Origin of the sequence: Allosphingosinicella sp., from assembly GCF_036403745.1 — a bacterium.
GTDB lineage: Bacteria > Pseudomonadota > Alphaproteobacteria > Sphingomonadales > Sphingomonadaceae > Allosphingosinicella.
In genome coordinates, this window is sequence record NZ_DASWQI010000095.1 from 67,896 (window position 1) to 89,817 (window position 21,922).

The window sequence follows — 21,922 nt, forward strand, 5'->3', positions numbered from 1 at the left end:
AAGGGCTCCATGCACGCCTATCGCGACGCCGACGCCGACCTTTCGCTGATCCGCGGCCGCAAGGTCGCCGTCGTCGGATACGGCAACCAGGGCCGTGCTCAGGCGCTCAACCTGCGCGACAGCGGGGTGTCCGTAACCATCGCACTGCGCGAGGACTCGCCGAGGCGCGGCAAGGCGCGCGACGACGGGTTTGACGTCATGACGGCAGCCGAGGCGGCGGAGGCGGCCGACCTCGTCGTCATGCTCGCCGAGGATGAAGGGCATGCGTCACTCCACGCAGAGGCGATCGCGCCGAACCTGCGGCAGGGCGGCGCGCTGGTCTTCGCGCATGGGCTCAGCATCAGGTTCGGGCTGATCGACCCCCGGCCGGATCTCGACGTGCTGCTCGTCGCGCCGAAGGGGCCCGGCACGGCGCTGAGGAGCGAATATGAGGCGGGGCGCGGGCTCATCGCTCTTTTCGCAGTGCACCAGGACGCGACGGGCGGAGCGGAGGCGCTCGCCCTCTCCTACGGCGCCGCGATCGGCAGCGGGCGGGCCGGAATGCTCGCGACCAGCTTCGCAGAGGAATGCGAGGCCGACCTGTTCAACGAGCAGGCCGTGTTGTGGGGCGCGATCCCCGAGCTGATCCACGCCGGCTTCGAGACCCTCGTCGAGGCCGGCTTCTCGCCCGAAATCGCCTATTTCGAGTGCCTCACGGAGGTGAAGCTGCTCGCCGACCTCATCGCCGAGCGCGGCATCGCCGGCATGCGCGAGGCGATCTCCAACACCGCCGAGTTCGGTGCGCTCGAAGGCGGCGCGCGAATCGTGACGCCCGAGACTCGGGCCGAGATGCGCCGCATACTCGCCGAGGTGCGCAGCGGGTCGTTCACGAAGAAGCTGATCGCCGACGCGGAGGCAGGCTATCCCCGCCTCAGCGCTTCACGCGGAGAGGCGGCGGCGCACCCGATCGAGGCGGTGCGGCGGCGGCTTCTCGACCTCGGCGGCGGGACATGAGACTTCTGCCCGCCGCAGGTGCTGGCCTCGCTCTCCTGGGGCTCTTGATGGGCGCTTCGTGGCTCCTCCTCCGACCTTCGACGGTTGACGCGCAGGACGAGCCGTTGCTGCGGCGTGCTCTCCAGGACGGGGCGCGGGTCGAGCAAGTCTCGCCGGAGACTTTGCGACGCTCGCGATGGATCCGCGTGGCGCACCGCGGCCGCGACGACTGCGTCGACCTTCGCACGTCCCGAACCGACCCGACCAGCGGCAGCCGCTTCTGCTACGAACGCGCGACAGGCAGGCTGATCGAAGAGCGCGTGATGGGGGGATTTTGAGCGCCGCCGCCTCTCCTGCCCCCCAGCTTGCCCCGCGCCGGCGCCGCTCTAGGATCCGGCGCGTGGTCGATATCCTGCTGATCCTGTTCCTGCTCTACGCCGCGGTGTGTGCGGCGGCTTATGCCTATCAGGGCAGGATGCTGTTCCCGGCACCGCCGGCGCGGGACGAGAGGTCGCTGCCGGCCGGCGCCGAGCGGCTCGCGCTGACCACGCCGGACGGGGTGAGGCTGGTCGGTGTGCGCCTTCCGGCGCCGGGCCCGCACGCGCCGCTGCTGCTGGCGTTCGGGGGCAACGGCTGGAACGCCGACGCCGCCGCCGAATATCTCCGCCAGGTCTATCCGGAGGCGGAGATCGTCGCCTTTCACTTTCGCGGCTATCCGCCGAGCGGCGGGACGCCGACATCGCGGGCGCTCGAGGCCGATTCGCTGCTGGTCCACGATTCGGTCGCGCGCCGTTTCCCGGGCAGGCCGATCGTCGCGGTCGGCTTCAGCATCGGCAGCGGCGTGGCGGCCTATCTCGCCGGCCATCGCCCGCTCGGCGGGCTGATCCTCGTCACCCCGTTCGATTCGCTGACCGAGGTCGCCGTCGCGCAGATGCCGTGGCTGCCGGTGCGGCTGCTCTTCTCGAATGCGATGGAGCCGGCGGCGGCGCTGCGCGGCAGCCGGGTGCCGACCGCCATCTTCGCCGCCGGGCGCGACGAACTGGTCGCCGCCGCGCGCACCGCGGGGCTGCGGCGCGCGGTGCCGAACCTCGTCTACGACCGCACCATCCCCGGCGTCGGCCACAACGGCATCTACCAGGTGCCGGCGTTCCAGGCGGGAATGCGGGAGGCGCTGAAGAAAATTCGGGAACACTGATGTTTTCCACTTGTTCCTTGGGAACAAAGGCTGTACAAGGCTGCGAATCGCGTTGAATGGGCGGCGCGCTTTGGTAAGACGGGGAGCGAGGCCATGGCGGCATCGTTGAAAGTGGTCACGGGAACTTCCGACACTATGGACAAGCAAAAAGCGCTCGACGCCGCTTTGGCGCAGATCGACCGCGCCTTCGGCAAGGGCAGCGCGATGAAATTGGGATCGCGCGAGGCGGTGGAGATCGAGACGATCTCGACCGGGTCCTTGGGGCTCGACATCGCGCTCGGCATCGGCGGATTGCCGCGCGGCCGGGTGGTCGAGGTCTACGGGCCGGAAAGCTCGGGCAAGACCACGCTCGCCCTCCACGTCATCGCCGAGGCGCAGAAAAATGGCGGCACCGCCGCCTTCGTGGACGCGGAGCATGCGCTCGACCCCATTTATGCCAAGAAGCTTGGCGTCGACATCGACGAGCTGATCGTCTCGCAGCCCGACACGGGCGAGCAGGCGCTCGAGATCGTCGACACCTTGGTTCGCTCGAACGCGATCGACGTGCTGGTGGTCGATTCGGTCGCGGCCCTGGTGCCGCGGGCCGAGATCGAGGGCGAGATGGGCGACAGCCATGTCGGCCTCCAGGCGCGGCTCATGTCGCAGTCGCTGAGGAAGCTCACCGGCTCGATCTCCAAATCCAAGTGCCTCGTCATCTTCATCAACCAGCTGCGCATGAAGATCGGCGTCATGTACGGCAATCCGGAGACGACGACCGGCGGCAACGCGCTGAAATTCTACGCCTCCGTCCGCCTCGACATCCGCCGCACCGGACAGATCAAGGACCGCGACGACATCGTCGGCAACACCACCCGCGTGAAGGTGGTCAAGAACAAGGTGGCGCCGCCGTTCAAGCAGGTCGAGTTCGACATCATGTACGGCGAAGGCATCTCCAAGGTCGGCGAGATCCTCGACCTCGGCGTCAAGGCGGGCATCGTCGAGAAGTCCGGTGCCTGGTTCAGCTACGATTCGATCCGCATCGGCCAGGGCCGCGAGAATTCGAAGACGTACCTGCGCGAGAATCCGGACGTCGCCGCCCGCCTCGAACGCGCCATCCGCGGCAAGACCGACGAGGTCGCCGAAGCCCTGATGGCCGGCCCCGCACCGGACGACGACATCTAGGTCGCGCCGAGACGCAGAAACGCTGAGGGGCCGTGCCGGTGCAGACGCCGGTGCGGTGCCTTCGGCGGCTTCGGCTTCGAGGTTTGTTCACGCGAAGGCGCGAAGGCGCGAAGGGAGACCTTCCACCGCGCGGCGGTTTTCCGACGCGGCTGAGCCGCGACTAAGGTAAGGCCCGGCTCCGCCGGATTCGGAGCCACTCTTTTCTGCTTCGCGCCTTCGCGCCTTCGCGTGAAAACCCTTACCTTCTCCACAGCGCTAGCGTCGATGGATAGGTTGTAAGTTCGGTTCGCGCAGAGACGCGGAGGCGCAGAGAGGCCGGGCCGTCTCCAGGGCCAGTGCTCTTCTTCCGACGCAGCCGCTTCTAAGCGCTTCGCGCAGGCGAAGTTTTCACCATCGACACCGCTCGCACCGGCCTCTCTGCGCCTCTGCGTCTCTGCGTGAACCCTATCCTGCCCTCGTCCGGAACCGCCCGAGGTGTGAACCGAGTGTGACCTTACAGTGGCTTGACGGTGCTTCAGCCCCGCCCGAACAGCCGCCCGCGCTCCGTTACCGCCAGCACCACGAGGCCAGCCGCGCCGAAGCAGGCGAAGCCGCCGATCATGGGGAGGGTGGTGCCGTTGAAGCTCTGGCCGATGGCGAGGCCCAGGAGGGCGCCGCCGATCGTGCCGATCGTCCCCTGCACCGACGAGGCGGTGCCGGCGATGTGGCCCATCGGCTGCATGGCGAGCGCGCCCAAATTTGCCGAGGCGAGGCCGAAGCAGGCCATGGTGAGGCCCTGGAGCAGGATGAACGCCGGCAGGCTCTCGCCCACCCACGCCGACGCGAGGTGGAGCGCCGCCATGAACGTGAAGCCGCAGAGGCCGGCATGAGCGAGGCGGCGGGTGCCGACCCGCTCGACCAGCCGCGAATTGGCGTAGGAGGTGACCGCCATCGGCCCCGCGACGCCGGCAAACGTCGCGGCAATGAGGCCGGGGCGCTGGAAGACGTCGAACACCACCTGCTGGATCGAGTTGATGTAGCCCATCAGCGCGCCCATCATCAACGTGAAGGCGAAGGTGTAGCCGAGCGACTGGCGGTTGGTGACCGTCTCCCGCGCCGCGCCGAGGATCGCCGCCACCGACAGCGGCCGGCGATATTCCGGGTGCAGCGTCTCGGGCAGCCGGATCGCCGACCAGGCGACCATGACGCTTGCGAACACGGCGAGGCCGAAGAAGATCGCCCGCCACGGCGCGAACAGCAAGGTGAGCTGCCCGAAGCTCGGCGCCAGCACCGGCATCAGGAGGAAGACCAGAAAGGCGAGGCTCATCAGCCGCGCCATCGCCGGGCCCTCGTAGCGGTCGCGGACGATCGAGACGACCAGAACGCGGCTCGACGCCGCCGCCGCGCCCTGCAGCGCCCGCGCCGTCAGCAGAAGCGCGAAGCTCGGCGCCGCGGCGCAGGTCAGCGCGAAGGCCACGTAGAAGCTGATTGCGACGAGCAGCACCGGCTTGCGTCCAAACCGGTCCGACAGGGGGCCGTAGACGATCTGGGTGGCGCCGAAGCCGAGCACATAGACCGAGACGATGAGCTGGCGCTGGTTCTCTGTGGCGATGTGCAGCGCCTGGCCGATGGCGGGCAGCGCCGGCACCATCGCGTCGATGGCAAGCGCGTTGAGCGCCATCAGCCCGGCCATCAGGGCGACGAACTCGCGAAAGCCCGGCCGCAACGGCGCGACGTCTTCGGAGGCAAAGGTCTGCGGCTTGTTCAACACGGCTCTCGGGCTGGAAATTGGTTTGGGGATCGGGGTGAACCGGGGGAAAGGCTCCGGCCGCGATCCGGTTCCCTAGAGGTCATTGATTGTCGAGGCCAGAGTTTCACGTTCCGCCCAGGCAGCACTGAAACGAGCGTGGCCTCGCGGGGCTTGCTCGCTTAAGGAAGGCAGCGTGATACGGGTCCATCATCTCGAGAACAGCCGGTCGCAGCGAATCCTGTGGCTGCTCGAGGAGCTCGGCACCCCCTATGAAGTGCGCCGCTACGCCCGCAATCCGAGGACCATGCTGGCGCCGCCGGAACTGCGGCGGGTGCATCCGCTCGGCAAGTCGCCGGTGATCGAGGACCTCGACGCGCCGGCGCCGGGTGGTGGCGGGCGGGTGGTCGCGGAGACCGGCGCGATCGTGGAGTATCTCGTCGAGCGCGAGGGCGGGCGGCTCGGCCCGCCGGCGCGGCGCGAGGAGGTGCTGCGCTACCGCCACTTCCTCCATTATGCGGAAGGGTCGATGATGCCGCCGCTACTGGCAATGCTGGTTGTCGGGCGGCTCGGACTGCTCGGCCGGCCGGCACGAGCGCCGCTCCAGAAGATGTTCGACGTCCATCTCGACTGGCTGGAGAGCGAGCTTGCCGAGCGGCCGTGGTTCGCCGGCGAGACGTTCACCGCGGCCGACGTGATGATGAGCTTCCCGCTGGAGGCCGCCCGGCATCGCGCCGGCCTGGACGACGGGCGGCCGAACCTCATCGACTGGCTCCACCGCATCCACGCCCGCCCGGCCTATGCGGCGGCCCTGCAGAAAGGCGGACCTTATGCCTATGCCTGATCTGAGCCGCCGCGGCTTTGCCTTCGGGGCGGCCGCCCTGGCCGGCACCGCCCTGCTGCGGCCGGGCGCGGCGCTGGCGCTTGCCGATCCGGAGCTGCGGCCGATGACCGGCGACGCCGCGCCGATCACCCGCGAGGAGCGGCTGGCGCGGGTGGCGAAGGCGCAGGAACTGATGCGCCGCAACCGCATCGGCGCGATCGTCATCGAGCCGGGCTCGTCGCTCGATTATTTCACCGGCGTGCAGTGGCACCGCTCCGAGCGGCTCACCGCGGCGGTGCTGCCGGCGCGGGGCGAGGCGGTGATCGTCACGCCCTTCTTCGAGGAGCCCTCGGTCCGCGAGACGCTGTCCATTCCGGCGGACGTCCGGCCGTGGCAGGAGGACGAGGATCCTCTGCGGCTGGTGGCGGGGGCGCTGCGCGACCGCGGCGCGGCCTCGCTGCCGGTGGGGATCGAGGAGACGGTGCGCTTCTTCGCGGTCGACGGGCTGCGGAAGGCCCTCCCCTCCGCCACCATCGTCAACGCCGCGCCGGTGGTGCGCGGCTGCCGGATGGTCAAGACCGCGCACGAGCTGGCGCTGATGCAGAAGGCGACCGACATCACCATCGCCGCCTACCGCTACACCTACCCCCGCATCCGCGAGGGGATGAACCCGGCTGAGATCGGCGCGATCATGAACGGCGCGACCAAGGCGCTGGGCGGCGATCCGGAATTCGCGCTGATCCTGCTCGGCGAGGCGAGCGCCTATCCGCACGGCAGCCACAAGCCGCAACGGGTGCGCGAGGGCGAGATCGTGCTGATGGACTGCGGCTGCACCGTCCACGGCTACCAATCCGACGTGTCGCGCACCTTCGTCTACGGGCGGGCCAACGACCATCAGCGCAAGGTCTGGGACCAGGTCCACCAGGGCCAGCGCATCGCGTTCGGGGCGGCCCGGATCGGCGCGCCGGCCGGCAGCGTCGACGACGCGGTGCGCCGCCAGTACGAGGCGTGGGGCTACGGGCCCGGCTACCGCCTGCCGGGCACGTCGCACCGCACCGGCCACGGCATCGGCCTCGACGGCCACGAGCCGGTCAACTTGGTGCACGGTGAGACGACGCCGCTGGCCGCCGGCATGTGCTTTTCCGACGAGCCGGGAATCTACATTCCCGGCCAGTTCGGCGTCCGGCTGGAAGATTGCTTCCACATGACGCCGGACGGCCCGCGCTGGTTCTCGAGCCCGCCCCCGAGCATCGAGCGCCCCTTCGACTAGCTCTTGCCTCCCCACGAGCAACGCTCGTGGGAGGGGGACCACCCGCAGGGTGGTGGAGGGTATTCTCTCAAGCGCCGCGGGGTGAGAATACGCCTCCACCACCTTCGGTGGTCCCCCTCCCCATCGCTTTGCGATGGGGAGGCAAGTTAAGCTCGTTCCTCCGCCCCCGCCGGCAACGGCGGCCGGTGGCTTGGCGCATGCGGCGGCTCTATGTCAACCGGCTCCGGCGCTTCCAGCTGGCCCTCCCAGCGCGCCACCACCGTGCTCGCCACCGCATTGCCGACGACGTTGGTGGCGGAGCGGCCCATGTCGAGGAAATGGTCGACGGCGAGGACGAGGAGGATGCCGGCCTCGGGAATGTTGAACTGCGCGAGCGTGGCGGTGATGACGACGAGGCTGGCGCGCGGGACGCCGGCGACGCCCTTCGAGGTCACCATCAGCGTCAGGAGCATCAATATCTCCTGCGCGAGGGTGAGGTGTACGCCGTACGCCTCGGCGATGAAGATCGACGCGAAGGTCATGTACATCATCGAGCCGTCGAGGTTGAACGAATAGCCCAGCGGCAGGACGAAGCTGGCGATGCGCGGCGGCACGCCGAACCGCTCCAGCGCCTCGAGCGTGCGCGGGAACGCCGCTTCCGACGAGGCGGTCGAGAAAGCGAGCACGATCGGGTCGCGTATGTAGCGGACGAGCAGGGCGGTGCGGCGGCCGACGATCAGGAAGCAGACGCCGATCAGGACCGCCCAGAGCAGGATCAGCCCGGCGTAGAAGCTGCCCATGAAATAGCCGTAGGTCTTGAGGATCGACGGGCCGCGCTCGGCGATGCTGGCAGTGACGGCGGCGAAGACGGCGACGGGGGCGAAGCGCATCACATAGTCGGTGACCTGCAGCACCACCTTGGCGAGCGCCTCGAGGGCGCGGACGAGCGGCCGCGCCGGCTCGCCGACCGCGGTGATGGCGACGCCGACGAAGATCGAGAAGACGACGATCTGCAGGATGTCGTTCGAGGCGAGCGCGCTGACCATCGATTCGGGGAAGATGTGGGTGACGAACTTTTCGAGCGTGAAGGCGGCGCGGTCGACCTTGCCTGCGTCCCCGCCCGCGGCGACGAGGTGGAGGTCGACGCCCGGCTTGAAGGTGCGCACGAGGATGAGGCCGAGGGTCAGCGAGACGAGGCTCGCCGAGACGAACCAGGCGAAGGCGCGCAGGCCGACCCGGCCGAGCGCGCTGGTGTCGCCCATGTGGGCGATGCCGACGATGAGGGTCGACAGCACCAAAGGCGCGATGATCATCTTGATGAGGTGGAGGAAGATCTGGGTGAGGATCGAGAAATAGCCCGCGACATTCTTCAGCTGCGCGTCGCCGGCCGGGGTGCCGCCGTGGAGCGCGACGTTGAGCACCCAGCCGACGAGGATGCCGAGGACGAGCCCGGCGAGGATGAAGTAGGTGAGGCGTTTGGCCACGGGTCTTTGCGCTCCTCGTCGGGTGGGCCTCGCAAGGAAGGCGATTGCGCGGCGGCGGTCAAGCGCGTCCGACGTCATCCCCGCCGAGGCCCCTTGCGCGGCCATGCGAAGCCGTTACCAAAGCGCCTCCCCCTTCCCTCCCCGTCGTCCAGGAAAATCCATGCGCCTCCTGCCTTTTGCCGCCGCCCTTTCGCTTGCCGTCGGCAGCATCGCCTCCGCCCAGCCGGCGCCGGCGCCCGATTTCTCCGCCGACCGGTTCAAGTCGCACGTCGCTTTCCTCGCCGACGACCTGCTCGAAGGCCGCGACACGGGCTCGCGCGGGCATGAGATCGGCGCGGCCTATGTCGCCAGCCAGTTCCTCGGCCTGGGCTTGAAGCCCGGCGGCGCCAATGGCGGCTGGTACCAGCAGGTGCCGTTCCGCGCCTCCGTGCTAAACGGCAAGCCGCGCTTCACGCTGACCGGACCTGCCGGCGAGGCGGTGTGGGACAATGGCAGCGAGATGGTGACCGGCGCCAGCCTCGACGCGGAGAAGGAGGATCTCTCGGCGCCGGTGGTGTTCGCCGGCTATGGCGCCGAGGCGCCGCAATATGGCGCGGACGATTATCGCGGGCTCGACGTCCGCGGCAAGATCGTCGCCGTGTTCGCCGGCCTCCCCAAGGGCCTGCCGAGCGAGATCGCCGCCCATCTCGGCGACACCAAGAGCGAGGTGGCGGCGAAGCACGGCGCGGTCGGCATCGTCACCTTGTACACGGGGGAATTCGCCAAGGCGCGGCCCTTCGCGGCGGTTGCAGCGCGCGCCGGTGCGGGGCGGCCGACGCTGGACTGGGTGCGCAAGGACGGCCGCGCCGGCGCCGGCGGCGCCCGCTTCTCCGCGACCGCAAGCGACACGGCCGCCGCCGCCCTGTTCGCCGGGGCGCCGCGCAGCTTCGCCGACGTTCGCGCGGAGATCGACCGCGGCGTCACGCCCAAGGGCTTCGCGCTCAAGACCAACCTTCGCCTGGAGCGCCAGTCGCGCTGGACGACCATCCAGAGCCCGGAGGTGATCGGCCTCCTGCCCGGCTCGGACCCCAAGCTGCGCGGCGAATATGTCATCCTGATGGGCCATCTCGACCATCTCGGCATGCGCAAGAACGGCAAGCCCGGCGAGGACGTGGTCTACAACGGCGCGCTCGACAACGCCGCCGGCGTCGCGACGATGCTCGAGGCGGCGCGCGCCTTCGCCACCGGCCGCGAGAAGCCGCGCCGCTCGATCCTGTTCATTGCCAATACGGGCGAGGAAAAGGGCCTGCTCGGCGCCAGCTATTTCGCCTCCAACCCGACGGTCCCGGTGGAGAAGATCGCCGCCGCCGTCGATCTCGACATGCCGCTCCTCCTCTACCGCTTCACCGACGTGATCGCGTTCGGGGCCGACCATTCGACGGTCGGCGAAGCGGTGCGTCGCGCCGCCGGGGAGATGGGCGTCGGCCTGTCGCCCGATCCGATGCCGGAGGAGAATATCTTCGTCCGCTCCGACCATTATGAGTTCGTCAAGGAGGGCGTGCCGGCGATCATGCTCGCCACGGGCTGGGCAAACGGCGGAGGCGAGAAGTGGAAGGGCTTCCTGCGCGGCGCCTACCACCATCCGAATGACGACATGTCGCAGCCGATCGACTGGGAATCGGGCGCCCGTTTCGCCCGCCTGAACTACCTCATCGCCCGCCAACTCGCCGACGCGCCGCAGCGGCCGCTCTGGTACAAGGGCGATTATTTCGGCGACGCCTTCGCGCCCGGCCAGCCCCGCGCGGCGCGGCCCGCGGGGGTGCACTGAGGGGATCTCCCTTCGGGCGTTAGGAGAGACTGAGACTTCCGCCCGTAAGCGGAGACCGATCAGCCTTCCAACGCCCTTTCGATCGCCGGCTCGATGGCGTCCAGGGTGAAGGGCTTGGAGAGCACCGGCGCCGAGGCATGTTCGGCCGGCGGCGGCTCGATATGGCCGCCGGTGGCGAGGATGTAGGGGATGCCTTTGGCGGCGAGGCGGTCGGCGACCGGCCACACGCGCTGGCCGTTCAGATTGACGTCCAAAATAGCGACGTCAAAGCCGCCCTCCTCGACCCGCACCAGGGCGTCGGGAACGGTCTCGCAGGTCCCGGCCAGCTCGTGGCCGAGCGAGGCGAGGAAATCTTCGAGCATCATCGCAATGAGCGATTCGTCTTCGACGATGAGGACGGAGCGGGAGACGGTCACGGGCGCCGCGATTAAGGCAGCGGAACGATTTGGGAAACCCTTATTTCGCAACCGCCTGTACGCACCCACCGGTTCCAGCGAGAGCCGTTTCGAACCGGGGCAGAAAGACGGGCGCCGGACCGCCCCGTTTCACCTCGCATAATGAACGCGCCGTTAGGCACGAACCCACCTTGCCCGTTCAGCTTTTGCCCGTAATCACGCCTCCACTACCCCGGGAAAGGAGACTGACGCGCCGTGAAGCTCATCGTCATGAAGAAAGGCGGAGAGCCGGGCGAAATCGCCATCAATCCGGAGCGCGTCACCTACGTGCGGACCGCCTCCGGACCGTTCACCGACGTCTATTTCGGCGAACAGCGGGTGACGGTGGAAGGCACGTTCAACCAGGTCGTCGCCAAGCTGACCGGCGCCGTCGAGCCGCACGAGCCGGCCCCCGCCATCAAGTCCTGGCTGCCCGTCCGCTGACCCGCGCCGCCCCCGCCGCAGCACGCCCAAACCGCTTGCGCGCCGGCCCGCGGCGCCTATCCTCTGCGCTCGGCCGACGGAGGCAGCGATGGCATATACGGTGATCTGGCTGCGCGGCCCCCTTCCGCTGGGCACCAAGACGTTCGACATCCTCGAGGACGCCGCAGCTTATGCGGAGGAAAATCTCGCCGACGTCCAGACCCAGTTCAACGCGACGGCGGTCAAGATCGTCGACGATGAAGGCACGCCCCATTATCTGAAGGCGATCAGCCGCTAGCGAATGGCGGTTTTCCGCGCCGAAACGCGCATTTTCCGGAACCTCCGCGCCTCCCGATCTTTTGACCGCGAACGCCAGTCCCGCCCGACGCGCGATATCGCCCGGGCCGGCCGAGAGGACGAGCGATGGACGAGATCAGGTTTCTGCACCGGCAGGCCGAAGACTGCCGCCGCGCCGCCCGCGAGGTGGAGCAGCCCCTCGAGCGCCGCGGGCTCGAGCAGCTCGCCGACCATTATGAGCGCGAGGCGCGGCGGCTGAACCTGGCCGAGCTCAAGGCGGGCTTCTGAGCCCCACCCTCTAAACATTCGCCTCAGTGGCTCGCCGAGGCCGACAGCCGCCGCGCGCTGAGAATAACGATGCGCGGGCTGAGCATCTGCCCCTTCATCACCCCCTCCCCTTCGGTCGGCGACGTCGGCGCGACGAGGATGCGGCGCACCACGTCCATGCCCTCGACGACGCGGCCGAACACGGCATAGCCCTGCCCGTCGCCGGCCGAGCCGGGGCCGGCGTCGAGATATTTCTGGTCCCCGACCATGATCGTGAAGTCGCCGCGCGCGCTGCCGAGCGCGAAGCGGGGCACCGAGAGGGCGCCGTCGACATGGCTGAGGCCGGTCTGGCTGGTCGGCTCGTGGGCGATCGGCGGGAACAGCTTGCGCGGATCCCGCACCCCGCCCTGCACGAGCCCGGCGTCCGGTCCCGTCTTCATCGCGCGGTAGAATTCGGCCCCGTCCAGCCGGTGCGTCTCGACATAATGGAGGAAATTGCCGGCCGTCACCGGCGCCTTCTGCGTCTCCAGCGCGACGACGATGTCGCCGCCGCTCGTGTGCAGCAGCACTCGAACGGCGGCCGGTACCGGCGCGCGGGCGGGCTGCGCCATGGCAGGCGCAGCGACGAGCAGGAACAAGGCGGCAAGCACGCGGCGGATCATGCAGGCTTCTCCTGGCCGGCGACGCTGCGCCGGTAGCCGTAGAGGAAGTAGAGGCCGAGGCCGACAACATGCGCGCAGAAGAAGTAGATCTGCGTGGTGCGCGGCAGGCTGTAGAAGAGGTACAGGCAGCCGAGGATGCCTATGCCCCCGATCAGCCAGGGCAGCGGCGTGCGGAAGCGGCGCTCCGCCTCCGGTGCGCGGCGGCGCATGATCAGCATGCAGGCGCAGACCGCGATGAAGGCGGTGAGCGTCCCCGCATTGGCGAGCGCGGCCAGCTCCGACAGCGGCACGAGGCCGGCGAGGATGCCGACAACGATGGCGGTGAAGATGGTGATCCGCACCGGCGTGCCCCGCTTAGAGACCCGGGCGAGGTTGGCGGGGATGAGCCGGTCGCGCGCCATCACGAAGAAGATGCGGCTCTGGCCGTAGAAAAAGGCGAGGATCACCGTCGGCAAAGCGATGACGGCGGAGATGCCGAGATAGCGCGCCGCCCAGGGCTGGCCGAGCTCGCGCAGGATCAGGGCGAGCGGCTCGGGGCTGTTTGCGAAGCGGGTGTAGGCGATGGCGCCGATCGCGCATCCCGCCACCGCCATGTAGATGATCACGCAGGCGAGCATCGAGCCGACGATGCCGATCGAAAGGTCGCGGCCCGGATTCTTGGTCTCCTCGGCGGCGGTGGCGATCGCATCGAAGCCGTAGAAAGCGAAAAAGATGATCGCCGCCGCGGCCATCACGCCGACCTCGGCGGTCTTGCCGTCCGGCCCGACGACGCTGTGCTTGGGAAAGCCGAAGGGCTGGAACGGGTGGAAATTGGCCTCCTTGAAATAGGGCAAAGTCACCGCGACGAAGACGATCAGCGCGACGATCTTCACCAGCACCAGCACGGCGTTCAATGTCGCGCTCTCCTTGGTCCCGTAGATGAGCAGGCCGGCGACCACGGCGATGATGAAGATGGCCGGCAGATTGAGGATGCCGCCGAGCTCCGGCCCCTGCGCCAAGGCGAGCGGATAGTTAAACGCGTCGTGGAGCAATGGCGCCGCATAACCGGACCAGCCGACCGCCACCGCGCTCACCACCAGCGAATATTCGAGGACGAGGCTCCAGCCGACAATCCATGCGAGCAACTCGCCGACCACCACATAGGTGTAGGTATAGGCGCTGCCGGAGGCGGGGATCATCGTCGCCATCTCGGCGTAGGCAAGCGCCGCGCAGGCGCAGATCAGGCCGGCGATGGCGAAGGAAAGGATCACGGCCGGGCCGGCCTTCGCCGCGCCGACGCCCGTCAGGGTGAGGATGCCGGTGCCGACGATCGCGCCGACCCCCAAAGCGACGAGGTGCGGCCAGCCGAGGCTCCGCTTCAGCCGGTGCTCGGGCGCCAAATCCTCGTCCCGGACCACCGCCTTCCTCGCGAACAGATTGGCCAATGCCTTGCCTCCCCTTGTTTGGCTGCGGTGATAGGCAAAGCCGCGGCGGCGCGAAAGCCGCCATTGCGGTCGCTGCGGGCCCCGTGCACAAAGCCGCGATGTTGAGGAACGTGAAGACGCTGGTCGCGCTGCTGCCGCTCGCGCTCGCGGCCTGTACCGCCCAGGTCACCCATCCGACGAAGAGCCTCGCCGAGCAGCAGGTCGACATCGACCTGTGCACCCGCGACGCCAACCATAAATATTGGATGGATCCGATCGCGGCCTTGCTCCACGCCTATGATTGCCTGGAGGCGAAGGGCTACCAGCGGGTCAACAAGGCGCTGCAGGCGCGGGTGCAGCAGACGGTGGGGCCGACCGCCCCACGCCCGCCCCGCCCGGCGGACGAGCCGGCCGTCAGCCGGCCCGCGCCGGCTTCGCCGCCGGCGCCGGCTCAGCCCTGCCGCGTCCCCTGCGTCGGCTGAGCCCCGCTCGCGCGGATCAGGCCCTGGTGCGCAGCGAATCCCGGATTTCACGGAGCAGCAGAACGTCCTCGGCAGGACCTGCCGGCGCCGCGGCTTCCTTCCTCGGCATCATCCGCATCGCATATTTGACCATCAGGTAGATGATGAAGGCGAGGATCACGAAGTTGACGGCGACGGTGAGGAATTGGCCGTAGCCGAGCATCGGCACCCCGGCGGCCTTGAGCGCCGCATAGCTCATCGGCCCGTGATAGGTCGCCGGCACCGGCTTCAGCAGCACGAAATAATTGGAAAAATCGAGCCCGCCGAAGATCGCGCCGATGATCGGCATGATCACGTCCTCGGTCAGCGACGCGACGATCTTGGCGAAGGCGGCGCCGATGATCACGGCGACGGCGAGGTCGATGATATTGCCTTTGGCGATGAACGCCCTGAATCCGCTCATGGTCTGCACTCCCCCCTGATGGCGCCCAGCAGCGCCCTTCGAACCCGGCGAGCTTAATCCAGATAAAGCGGCGGCGCCAATGCGGGCGCCGGGGGCGTCACGGATCGGCTGTAGAGCACGGAAGATATCGTCGCTAAGATCGAGGCGATGGCCCTAACCGTAACCACGGACCTTACAGGAAGCGTCGCGTTGAACGTCTGCGATGGGCCCCTTGGACGATGATGACTGACTTCTCCGTTCTGGCGCCCTTCGTTGATGACGACCCTCAGGGCTATGCGGAGTTGCTGACCTCGTGCGGCGCGGTCATCGATGCTTGGCTAGACGCCGGCGGCGAGCCTACGGACGATCAAGTCGTTGGCTTCTATGCAATCTTCAGCCAGTCGCTCGACCTGACGCCGGCGGGCGATGCGGCCGAGGAAGCGAAGTTCTATTCCTGGGCGTATCCGCTGTTCGTTCGCAACAGAGACGAGGTGCGCGGGCTGCTCAGGCCAGAGGGTCCATGACTTCGCAAATTTGAACCTGAGACGCTAACCGAGCCGGCTCAGTAGATGTAGCCCTGGCGCTCCAAGAAATCTTTGTCGTGACGCACGGCGACGCGGTGGGTGCGGTGGGGCGGGCCGCGGCGGGCGGCGTAGATCGGGTGGTGCGGGGTCGGTTCCGGCGCGGGAATGGTGACCGGCGCGGGTGCGGCTTGCGGTGGAGGCGGAGCGGCCGGTGCCGGCGCGGGTGCCGGCTTTGGCGGATCGACGCGGCCGGCATAGGCGTCGGCGCGGATCTCGGCGGCTTCGGCGGGCGTCACCAGGCTCTTCTCGGGCGGTAGAGGCTGGCTGCGCATGTCGGGGGCGGCCATGGTCGCGGCCCGCGCCTGCTCCGCCTCGCTGAGCTGCGGGGCGCCGCCCTTCGACGCCATCAGCGCGATCATGCCGGCGAGAACGGCGGCGACCAGCCACCCGCCCCAGCCGAAGAAATTGGACGCGCGCGGCGGGGGCAGCGGCTGGTACGCGGCGAGCTGGATGTCGCGCTGCCGGATCCATTCCTTATGGTCGTAGGCCGAGCGGCGTTCGGGATCGCGAAGGGCGGCGTAGGCGCGGTTGATGTCCGACGCGCTCGGGCCGTCGTTGGCGCCGCCGCCCTGGTCGGGATGATATTTCTTCATCAGCGCCCGATACGCTGCCTCGATCACCACGAGCTCGGCATCGGGCGCGACGTTCAAGATTTCATAGTGGGTGCGGGCGGCCGCCATCGGAGCCCTCTCTGCCGCACAAAAGCGCGAAATTCCAGAGGGGTCGTCCGCCGGTCCGGCCCTCAGTGCGTCGGGACAGGCCCTGCTTCGCCGCCATCGCCGCCGCGATGGACGCGGATGCTTTCGGGCGCCTCGCCGACCGGTGCCGGGTCAGCTGCAGCGACCTGCACCGGCGCGATCCGCCGCGTGCCCGCGCGGTGGACGCGAACCCCGGCCTCCGCCTCCAGCGCGGTCTGCGCGGGGTTGGCGTCTGCGCTGGCCTCCCGGTGTACGGCGACTCCGAAGACGATCTCCGGCTTGGGACCCTGCTCCGGGGCGTCGGGGCTGGCCGGCTGCGAGGAGCGCCAGGCCGCATAGGCTTCGGCGCCCACATAAGGCCGGCGGAACGACTTGGGATCGCCCCACTCGCCGCGCCAGCGGTAGAAGATGTGGTTGCCGATCGTCACCGCCTTGGTCAGCGCGTCGGCCCACCAGGGGTGGATGGCGGTGGTGTGATAATGGGTGGCGAGGCCGACCGGATCGTAGACGTAGCCCGACAGAGCCTCCTCGGCGATGCGGCGGGCGCGCTCCCATGGTCCGGGCTGGCGGCCGCGGGCGAGCGAGCCGTCGCATGTGAAGCTGAACTGGCAGCCGGTCGTGCGGTTCGAGCCCTGGTAGACGACGCCGCACACGCTCTTGGGGAAGGCGGGATGGCGGACGCGGTTCAGCACCACCTGGGCGACGGCGCGCTGGCCGCCTTCACTCTCCGAGCGGGCTTCGTAATAGATGGCGGCGGTCAGGCATTCGAGTGCGGTCTGGGCGTCATGGTCGGACGCCTGTCGGAGGTCGAACGGACTGGCCGGCGAGCCGACGGCAATGTCCTTGGCAAGCTCGGGCAGAGGCGGCGGCTCGACGGCGGCGGTCGGCACCGGCGCGTTCGCCGCCTTGGCGAGGGCGGCGGCGTCGAGCTTGTCCGGCGCCGTGTTCGCCATCGCCTGCGGGACGCAGGACGCGGCGAAGAGCAGCATCGGCAGCCCAAGCATCGACCGGTCGAACATGCGTGAAATGCCCCTCGTGAAGAGGGTGTCGTTTTACGGGCGCAGAGTTGGGGAATGGTTAACAAGGGTGACGGCGCCGGCGGACGCGTTTTTGCCTTGTTTTTGTCTTCGCCGCGATATCAAATTTTTCACCGAGACAGGCTAGCGAGCCTTTGTTACGTTGGGTGCGGAAAGGACGACCATGGGTTCGATGCCGATCTCTGCCGCGACCCGCGCCGGTGCCCCGCACCGGGTCCTTCCTGCCGTCCGACTTCCGCTTACCGTCTGCGGCGGCGCCTTTTGCGTCTCCGCAGCCTTTCCGGCGTGCATGCAAATTACGCCGGAGGCGACATAGGCGGCCGAGAAACGGTCGCCCAGGCGGGCGGCCCCAGGTTTCAACTGAGACCATAAGAGGGAGAGGGGACGCCCCCCTTCCCTCTTCTTCTCCCTCATCATCGCGCCGCCCCGGCGGCGAAGGGAGAAGAAAGATGTTCGCACGCACCGACAGATTGTTGCTGAGGCCCGGCTGGCGCGAGGACGCGCCCGCTTTGGCCGCCGCGGTTTCGGAACTGGCCGTCGCCCGCAATTGCGATGGGGCACCCTGGCCCTATTCGGTGGCCGAGGCGGAAACGTTCCTTGCCGAGGCGAGCGCCGACCCCGCCCGCACCACCCTCCTCGTCTACCGCCGCGGCTTGGGGGCGCCCGAGCTTGTCGGCGCCGTGGGGCTGGCGCACATGGGCAACGGCCAGGCGCTGTTCGCCGCCTGGACGGCCCGCCCGCATTGGGGCCGCGGCTATGCCAGCGAGGCCGGCGCGGCCTTGCTCGACATGGCGCGCCACAGCCTGCGGCTCGGCCACGTCCTCGCCTGGAGCTTCCTCGACAATCCGGCGGGCGCGCGGCTTCTCGACCGGCTGGGCTTCGCGGCAACGGGCGAGATCGTCCGCGCCACCAGCCTCGCCCGGGGCGGCGCGGCGACGCCCTGCCGGCTCCACGTCCGCCCGCTCGGCGCCGCGATCCGCGGTGACCAGCAAGCGGCGCTTGCGGCCTGATCGTGCGGCAGGCGCTGGCGTCACCCGGTGCAGCCCCACATCGCTTCGAGCTTCTGCGGCGTGGAATCGGGCGGGCCGCCGGCGAGGGTCACGCCGGCCGGCGCGGCGCCGATCGGGTGGAGGTCGCGGCCGCCGATGCTGATGGTGATGCCAGGACCGCGGAAAAAGGCGCCGGTCGCGTCCACCGGCCCGCCCTGCGCCAGCACCGTCACCCGTCCGTCGACCCGCGCCAGCGCCTCCTTCCCCTTGGCGACGAGCAGCATTTTCTCCCCCTGCCGCAGCCGGCACAAAGGCTTCTGGCGGAAGCGCGGCGCGATCTCCGCCTCGGCAAGCATTCCGAGCCGCAGCGGCGGCGGCGGCTTTTCCTCCACGACATTGCCCTTCATGAGGTTGCGGATCTCCTCCGGCGACGGGGCTGTCGCGGTCTCGGAAGCCCGGGAGCCGCACCCGGCGACCGCGAGGAGGAGCGTGGCGCCGCAGACACCGCGGCGAAATAGGAAGGAACGCAACACGAGCCCTCAACGCATCGGAGGCGCTTCGGTTCGCCGGAGTCGTTTCGCGGCCGCAATCCTGCTATGGGCGCGGCCGGTTCAAAAGGGAGAGATGCAATGCCGCAATTCGTCATCGAGCGGGACATGCCCGGCGTCGGCGGGCTTGGCGCGGAGGAGCTGAAAGGCGCCTCGCAAGGCTCGTGCAGCGTGCTGCGCCAGCTCGGCCCCGAAATCCAGTGGGTCCATTCCTACGTCACCGACGACAAGATCTACTGCATCTACCGCGCGCCGAGCGAGGACCTCATCCGCCAGCACGCCGAGACCGCCGGGTTTCCGGCCAATTCGATCGCCGAAGTGCGGGCGACGATCGACCCCACCACGGCCGAATAGATCACCACACGAACGGGATCAGCCGGTAGGGCACCTGCGCCTGGTAGACGCCATATTCGGGCGAGGTGGAGAGCACTTCCTCCTCGGCCCGGATGCGCAGGATGATCGCCGCCCAGCAGCTCACATAGACGAGCGCGTTCCACGCCGAGACGTTGGCGCTGAGGAAGCCGATATTGGCGATGACGTAGCCGAGATAGATGGGATGGCGGACGAGCTTGTACGGCCCCTCCCGCTCGATCCCGCGATTGGCCGGCACGATGCCGAAGCTGCGGCGCAGGAACAGTTTCGCCGAGATCGCGCAGAACAGCCCCACCGTCATGATCGCAGCGGCGACCGAGCTCGGGACCAGCATCGCGTGGGTGGGCGCGATCAGCAGCGGCGCGAACGTCCCGAGCACTGCCAGCGTCCAACCATAGACCGTGTTCAGCGTCTTCCCCGGCCGGCGGATGAGGATCATCAGCGCCGTCACCCCTTCCGACACCATGATCAGAAGGTAGCAGATCGATTCGCTGTAATGCGGCAGGATGCGGATGTTGAAGCCGATGATCATCGCGAAGACCAGGGCCCGCTCGGCGAAATCGAGCAGCAACGCGAGCCTTTTCTCCCGCGCCTCGCCGAGGTCCTTCGCAATCGCAGCCGTCGCCATTCCATATCCTCAAGCGCTTCGAGGCCGGCGCTAACCACAAGAGGTTAAGGAGAGGTGGCGATCCCGCCATTTCGGCGAGACCGCGCGCCGCAATCGAGCCCGCGCCATTGCCGCTCCGCCGGCCAATTGCTATCTCCGGTGCGGGAGATTTTTTCCGGGAGAATTCAATGGTCTCGTTCCGCCTGACGGGCGCGCTGCTGCTCGGCGCCGCCTTCCTTGCCGCCCCCGCGCTCGGCGCCGAGCCGGCCAAGCCGCGCTACGGCGTATGGGGCGTCGACGAGACCCTGATCGACCGCAGCGTCAGGCCCGGCGACGATTTCTTCGGCTATGCGCTCGGCGCCTGGCTGCGCGACGCCCCCTTCCCCTCCGACAAGTCCCGCATCGGCTACAATTACGACCTCCCCGACGAGACCGAGCGCGAGGTCCGCCGCATGGTCGAGGACGCCGCGAACCAGCCAGCCCAGCCCGCCTTCGTCCGCCAGATCGTCGATTATTACGGCGCTTGGATGAACGAAGCCGGGATCGAGAAGGCCGGCCTCACCCCTGCCCGCCTTTATCTCGACCGCATCGCCGGCCTCAAGGACAAGAAGGCCCTCGTCCTGCTGATGAGCGAGCCCGGCTACGCCGCCCCGATCGGCCTCGGCGTCGGCGCCGACGTCAAGGATCCGACCCGCTACGCCGTCTACGCCCAGCAGGCGCGGCTCGGCCTGCCGACGCGCGATTATTACCTGCTCACCGGCGCCAAGTATGACAGCATCCGCAAGGCCTATCGCGACTATCTGGTCCGCATCCAGGAGCTCGCCGGCATTGCCGACGCCGGCGCCAAGGCCGACCGCTACATCGCCCTCGAGACCGCGCTCGCGAAGGAGCAGTGGACCCCCGAGCGCCGCCGCGATCCCGTCGCCACCTACAATCCGATGACGCTCCCCCAGCTCGCCGCGCTCGCGCCGCAGTTCGACTGGCCGGCCACGCTCGCCCACATGGGCCTCGCCGGCCAGACCCGGGTGATCGTCGGCGAGCCGAGCGCGGTCGCCGCCGCCGGCAAGGCCGTCGGCGACCTGCCGCTCGAGACGTGGAAGGAATTCCTCGCCATCCGCTTCCTCAGCGACAACGCCCAGTTCCTGCCCAAGGCCCTCGACGACGCCCGCTTCGCCTTCTACGGCAAGGCGCTGAACGACACGCCGGCCCAGGCCGACCGCTGGAAGCGCGGCATCCGCCTTCTCGACGCCAATCTGGGCGAGGCGGTCGGCCAGCTCTACATCAAGAACCATTGGACGCCGGAGACCGAGCGGCTGGTCGACGAGATGATCGAGGATCTGCGCGCCGCCTACGCCGACAAGATCAACCACGCGGCATGGATGGACGAGCCGACCCGCAAGGAGGCGCTGGCCAAGCTCGCCTCGTTCGATCCGCGCGTCGGCCATCCCGTCAAATATGTCGATTATGCGCCGATGAAGGTCAGCCGGACCAACGCGCTTGCCAATGCCATGGCGGCGCGCAAGTTCAAGTGGGACCTCGACCTCTCGCGCTTCCCCAAGCCGATCGACCGGACCTTGTGGGACATGAACCCGCAGACCGTGAACGCGTATTACGACCCGACGCTGAACCAGGTCACCTTCCCGGCCGCCCAGCTGCAGCCGCCCTTCTTCGACGCGGCGGCGGACCCGGCGGTGAATTACGGCGAGACGGGCGCGACGATCGGCCACGAAATGGGCCACGGCTTCGACGACGAAGGCCGCCAGTTCGACGCCCAGGGCCGCCTCCGCGACTGGTGGACCAAGGCGTCGGCCGACCGCTACAACGTCCATGCCGAGGCGCTCGCGAAGCAGTTCGACGCCTACGAGCCGATCCCCGGCGTCCACATCAAGGGGCATCTGACGCTCGGCGAGAATCTCGGCGATCTCGGCGGCCTTGAAGCGGCCTACGCGGCCTACCGCCGCTACGTCGCCCGCCACGGCGAGCCGGCCATGATCGGCGGCATGACCGGCGACCAGCGCTTCTTCCTCGCCTACGCGCACAGCTGGCAGGGCAAGGCCCGCGAGGGCGCGCTGCGCTCCCAGCTCCTCTCCAACCCGCACAGCCCCGAGCAGTACCGTGTCAACGGCATCGTCCGGAACATGGACGAATGGTACCGCGCCTTCGGCGTGAAGCCCGGCGACAAGCTCTACCTCCCGCCGGAAGAGCGCGTCCACGTCTGGTAAAAGGCCTCCAGTCCTCCCTGTGAGGCGCAGCCTCATGGGGAGGGGGACCATGCGAAGCA

At 68.7% G+C, this 21,922-nt stretch carries 25 protein-coding genes; 15 read left to right on the forward strand and 10 right to left on the reverse strand.

Annotation, left to right across the window (positions count from 1 at the left end):
• Positions 1-9: 9 nt before the first annotated feature.
• The 4 genes from ilvC to recA all read left to right on the forward strand — a co-directional run bounded on the left by ilvC (position 10) and on the right by recA (position 3,328).
• Positions 10-993: a ketol-acid reductoisomerase gene (gene ilvC, locus VGC56_RS18635; RefSeq protein WP_464127307.1), complete on the forward strand. Its 984-nt coding sequence runs from the start codon at positions 10-12 to the stop codon at positions 991-993.
• Positions 990-1,310: a hypothetical protein gene (locus VGC56_RS18640; RefSeq protein WP_464127309.1), complete on the forward strand. Its 321-nt coding sequence runs from the start codon at positions 990-992 to the stop codon at positions 1,308-1,310. The genes ilvC and VGC56_RS18640 overlap by 4 nt, the downstream gene beginning before the upstream one ends.
• Before the next feature lie 62 nt (positions 1,311-1,372).
• Positions 1,373-2,167: an alpha/beta hydrolase gene (locus VGC56_RS18645; protein ID WP_464127311.1), complete on the forward strand. Its 795-nt coding sequence runs from the start codon at positions 1,373-1,375 to the stop codon at positions 2,165-2,167.
• 93 nt (positions 2,168-2,260) lie between these two features.
• A complete protein-coding gene (gene recA / locus VGC56_RS18650; protein ID WP_464127312.1) occupies positions 2,261-3,328 on the forward strand; it encodes a recombinase RecA in 1,068 nt (355 codons plus the stop codon).
• Between the two features lie 514 nt (positions 3,329-3,842).
• Here recA and VGC56_RS18655 read toward each other — a convergent pair.
• Positions 3,843-5,078: a multidrug effflux MFS transporter gene (locus VGC56_RS18655; protein ID WP_464127314.1), complete on the reverse strand. Its 1,236-nt coding sequence runs from the start codon at positions 5,076-5,078 to the stop codon at positions 3,843-3,845.
• A 172-nt stretch (positions 5,079-5,250) separates the two neighbouring features.
• On the opposite strand from VGC56_RS18655, the gene VGC56_RS18660 reads away from it, so the two are divergent.
• Both VGC56_RS18660 and VGC56_RS18665 read left to right on the forward strand, forming a co-directional pair.
• Positions 5,251-5,898, forward strand: a complete 648-nt coding sequence (locus VGC56_RS18660) for a glutathione S-transferase family protein (RefSeq protein ID WP_464127316.1) — start codon at positions 5,251-5,253, stop codon at positions 5,896-5,898.
• A complete protein-coding gene (locus VGC56_RS18665) occupies positions 5,891-7,147 on the forward strand; it encodes a M24 family metallopeptidase (RefSeq protein WP_464127317.1) in 1,257 nt (418 codons plus the stop codon). The genes VGC56_RS18660 and VGC56_RS18665 overlap by 8 nt, the downstream gene beginning before the upstream one ends.
• A 146-nt stretch (positions 7,148-7,293) precedes the next feature.
• Here VGC56_RS18665 and VGC56_RS18670 read toward each other — a convergent pair whose 3' ends face one another.
• Positions 7,294-8,610 (reverse strand): dicarboxylate/amino acid:cation symporter, encoded by a 1,317-nt coding sequence (locus tag VGC56_RS18670; RefSeq protein ID WP_464127318.1) that lies wholly within the window; start codon positions 8,608-8,610, stop codon positions 7,294-7,296.
• Between the two features lie 160 nt (positions 8,611-8,770).
• On the opposite strand from VGC56_RS18670, the gene VGC56_RS18675 reads away from it, so the two are divergent.
• Complete coding sequence (locus tag VGC56_RS18675) at positions 8,771-10,417, forward strand: M20/M25/M40 family metallo-hydrolase (protein WP_464127320.1); 1,647 nt, start codon at positions 8,771-8,773, stop codon at positions 10,415-10,417.
• A gap of 59 nt (positions 10,418-10,476) precedes the next feature.
• Here the strand turns inward: VGC56_RS18675 and VGC56_RS18680 are convergent, their stop codons facing one another.
• Entirely contained in the window at positions 10,477-10,833 is a 357-nt protein-coding gene (locus VGC56_RS18680; RefSeq protein ID WP_464127321.1) for a response regulator, read from the reverse strand.
• Between the two features lie 234 nt (positions 10,834-11,067).
• Here VGC56_RS18680 and VGC56_RS18685 point away from each other — a divergent pair, with 234 nt between their 5' ends.
• From VGC56_RS18685 to VGC56_RS18695, 3 genes are all read left to right on the forward strand, one after another.
• Positions 11,068-11,295, forward strand: coding sequence for a hypothetical protein (locus VGC56_RS18685; RefSeq protein ID WP_464127322.1), 228 nt, complete (start codon positions 11,068-11,070; stop codon positions 11,293-11,295).
• A gap of 88 nt (positions 11,296-11,383) precedes the next feature.
• Complete coding sequence (locus VGC56_RS18690) at positions 11,384-11,572, forward strand: hypothetical protein (RefSeq protein ID WP_464127324.1); 189 nt, start codon at positions 11,384-11,386, stop codon at positions 11,570-11,572.
• 125 nt (positions 11,573-11,697) lie between these two features.
• Positions 11,698-11,859: a hypothetical protein gene (locus VGC56_RS18695; protein WP_464127325.1), complete on the forward strand. Its 162-nt coding sequence runs from the start codon at positions 11,698-11,700 to the stop codon at positions 11,857-11,859.
• A 23-nt stretch (positions 11,860-11,882) separates the two neighbouring features.
• Here the strand turns inward: VGC56_RS18695 and VGC56_RS18700 are convergent, their stop codons facing one another.
• Complete coding sequence (locus VGC56_RS18700; RefSeq protein WP_464127327.1) at positions 11,883-12,500, reverse strand: peptidylprolyl isomerase; 618 nt, start codon at positions 12,498-12,500, stop codon at positions 11,883-11,885.
• Positions 12,497-13,924 (reverse strand): amino acid permease, encoded by a 1,428-nt coding sequence (locus VGC56_RS18705; RefSeq protein WP_464127328.1) that lies wholly within the window; start codon positions 13,922-13,924, stop codon positions 12,497-12,499. The genes VGC56_RS18700 and VGC56_RS18705 overlap by 4 nt, the downstream gene beginning before the upstream one ends.
• A 110-nt stretch (positions 13,925-14,034) precedes the next feature.
• Between VGC56_RS18705 and VGC56_RS18710 the strand changes: the two genes are divergently transcribed.
• Positions 14,035-14,385: a hypothetical protein gene (locus tag VGC56_RS18710; RefSeq protein ID WP_464127330.1), complete on the forward strand. Its 351-nt coding sequence runs from the start codon at positions 14,035-14,037 to the stop codon at positions 14,383-14,385.
• 16 nt (positions 14,386-14,401) lie between these two features.
• Here the strand turns inward: VGC56_RS18710 and mscL are convergent, their stop codons facing one another.
• Complete coding sequence (gene mscL, locus VGC56_RS18715; RefSeq protein WP_464127331.1) at positions 14,402-14,827, reverse strand: large conductance mechanosensitive channel protein MscL; 426 nt, start codon at positions 14,825-14,827, stop codon at positions 14,402-14,404.
• Positions 14,828-15,045: 218 nt separating this feature from the next.
• On the opposite strand from mscL, the gene VGC56_RS18720 reads away from it, so the two are divergent.
• Positions 15,046-15,330: a hypothetical protein gene (locus tag VGC56_RS18720; protein WP_464127333.1), complete on the forward strand. Its 285-nt coding sequence runs from the start codon at positions 15,046-15,048 to the stop codon at positions 15,328-15,330.
• 38 nt (positions 15,331-15,368) lie between these two features.
• On the opposite strand, the gene VGC56_RS18725 is transcribed toward VGC56_RS18720, so the two are convergent.
• Both VGC56_RS18725 and VGC56_RS18730 read right to left on the reverse strand, forming a co-directional pair.
• Positions 15,369-16,070, reverse strand: coding sequence for a J domain-containing protein (locus VGC56_RS18725; RefSeq protein WP_464127334.1), 702 nt, complete (start codon positions 16,068-16,070; stop codon positions 15,369-15,371).
• Positions 16,071-16,132: 62 nt separating this feature from the next.
• On the reverse strand, positions 16,133-17,107 hold the full coding sequence (locus tag VGC56_RS18730) for a cell wall hydrolase (protein ID WP_464127336.1): 975 nt from the start codon (positions 17,105-17,107) through the stop codon (positions 16,133-16,135).
• 467 nt (positions 17,108-17,574) lie between these two features.
• Here VGC56_RS18730 and VGC56_RS18735 point away from each other — a divergent pair, with 467 nt between their 5' ends.
• Positions 17,575-18,135 (forward strand): GNAT family N-acetyltransferase, encoded by a 561-nt coding sequence (locus tag VGC56_RS18735; RefSeq protein WP_464127337.1) that lies wholly within the window; start codon positions 17,575-17,577, stop codon positions 18,133-18,135.
• A 20-nt stretch (positions 18,136-18,155) separates the two neighbouring features.
• Here the strand turns inward: VGC56_RS18735 and VGC56_RS18740 are convergent, their stop codons facing one another.
• Positions 18,156-18,521, reverse strand: coding sequence for a hypothetical protein (locus VGC56_RS18740; RefSeq protein ID WP_464127339.1), 366 nt, complete (start codon positions 18,519-18,521; stop codon positions 18,156-18,158).
• A gap of 222 nt (positions 18,522-18,743) precedes the next feature.
• Between VGC56_RS18740 and VGC56_RS18745 the strand changes: the two genes are divergently transcribed.
• Complete coding sequence (locus VGC56_RS18745; protein ID WP_464127341.1) at positions 18,744-19,016, forward strand: DUF4242 domain-containing protein; 273 nt, start codon at positions 18,744-18,746, stop codon at positions 19,014-19,016.
• Between the two features lies 1 nt (position 19,017).
• Here the strand turns inward: VGC56_RS18745 and VGC56_RS18750 are convergent, their stop codons facing one another.
• Complete coding sequence (locus VGC56_RS18750; RefSeq protein ID WP_464127342.1) at positions 19,018-19,662, reverse strand: methyltransferase family protein; 645 nt, start codon at positions 19,660-19,662, stop codon at positions 19,018-19,020.
• A 167-nt stretch (positions 19,663-19,829) separates the two neighbouring features.
• On the opposite strand from VGC56_RS18750, the gene VGC56_RS18755 reads away from it, so the two are divergent.
• On the forward strand, positions 19,830-21,863 hold the full coding sequence (locus tag VGC56_RS18755; RefSeq protein WP_464127344.1) for a M13 family metallopeptidase: 2,034 nt from the start codon (positions 19,830-19,832) through the stop codon (positions 21,861-21,863).
• Positions 21,864-21,922 lie beyond the last annotated feature (59 nt).

Excerpts from the sequence above, each read along its gene's own strand:
- mscL (WP_464127331.1), bottom strand. The coding sequence starts at position 14,827 with ATGAGCGGATTCAGGGCGTTCATCGCCAAAGGCAATATCATCGACCTC.
- ilvC (WP_464127307.1), top strand. The coding sequence starts at position 10 with ATGCACGCCTATCGCGACGCCGACGCCGACCTTTCGCTGATCCGCGGC.
- VGC56_RS18640 (WP_464127309.1), top strand. The coding sequence starts at position 990 with ATGAGACTTCTGCCCGCCGCAGGTGCTGGCCTCGCTCTCCTGGGGCTC.
- VGC56_RS18725 (WP_464127334.1), bottom strand. The coding sequence starts at position 16,070 with ATGGCGGCCGCCCGCACCCACTATGAAATCTTGAACGTCGCGCCCGAT.
- VGC56_RS18700 (WP_464127327.1), bottom strand. The coding sequence starts at position 12,500 with ATGATCCGCCGCGTGCTTGCCGCCTTGTTCCTGCTCGTCGCTGCGCCT.
- VGC56_RS18675 (WP_464127320.1), top strand. The coding sequence starts at position 8,771 with ATGCGCCTCCTGCCTTTTGCCGCCGCCCTTTCGCTTGCCGTCGGCAGC.
- recA (WP_464127312.1), top strand. The coding sequence starts at position 2,261 with ATGGCGGCATCGTTGAAAGTGGTCACGGGAACTTCCGACACTATGGAC.
- VGC56_RS18720 (WP_464127333.1), top strand. The coding sequence starts at position 15,046 with ATGATGACTGACTTCTCCGTTCTGGCGCCCTTCGTTGATGACGACCCT.
- VGC56_RS18735 (WP_464127337.1), top strand. The coding sequence starts at position 17,575 with ATGTTCGCACGCACCGACAGATTGTTGCTGAGGCCCGGCTGGCGCGAG.
- VGC56_RS18730 (WP_464127336.1), bottom strand. The coding sequence starts at position 17,107 with ATGTTCGACCGGTCGATGCTTGGGCTGCCGATGCTGCTCTTCGCCGCG.
- VGC56_RS18755 (WP_464127344.1), top strand. The coding sequence starts at position 19,830 with ATGGTCTCGTTCCGCCTGACGGGCGCGCTGCTGCTCGGCGCCGCCTTC.
- VGC56_RS18690 (WP_464127324.1), top strand. The coding sequence starts at position 11,384 with ATGGCATATACGGTGATCTGGCTGCGCGGCCCCCTTCCGCTGGGCACC.
- VGC56_RS18745 (WP_464127341.1), top strand. The coding sequence starts at position 18,744 with ATGCCGCAATTCGTCATCGAGCGGGACATGCCCGGCGTCGGCGGGCTT.
- VGC56_RS18740 (WP_464127339.1), bottom strand. The coding sequence starts at position 18,521 with ATGAAGGGCAATGTCGTGGAGGAAAAGCCGCCGCCGCCGCTGCGGCTC.
- VGC56_RS18665 (WP_464127317.1), top strand. The coding sequence starts at position 5,891 with ATGCCTGATCTGAGCCGCCGCGGCTTTGCCTTCGGGGCGGCCGCCCTG.
- VGC56_RS18750 (WP_464127342.1), bottom strand. The coding sequence starts at position 19,662 with ATGGCGACGGCTGCGATTGCGAAGGACCTCGGCGAGGCGCGGGAGAAA.
- VGC56_RS18695 (WP_464127325.1), top strand. The coding sequence starts at position 11,698 with ATGGACGAGATCAGGTTTCTGCACCGGCAGGCCGAAGACTGCCGCCGC.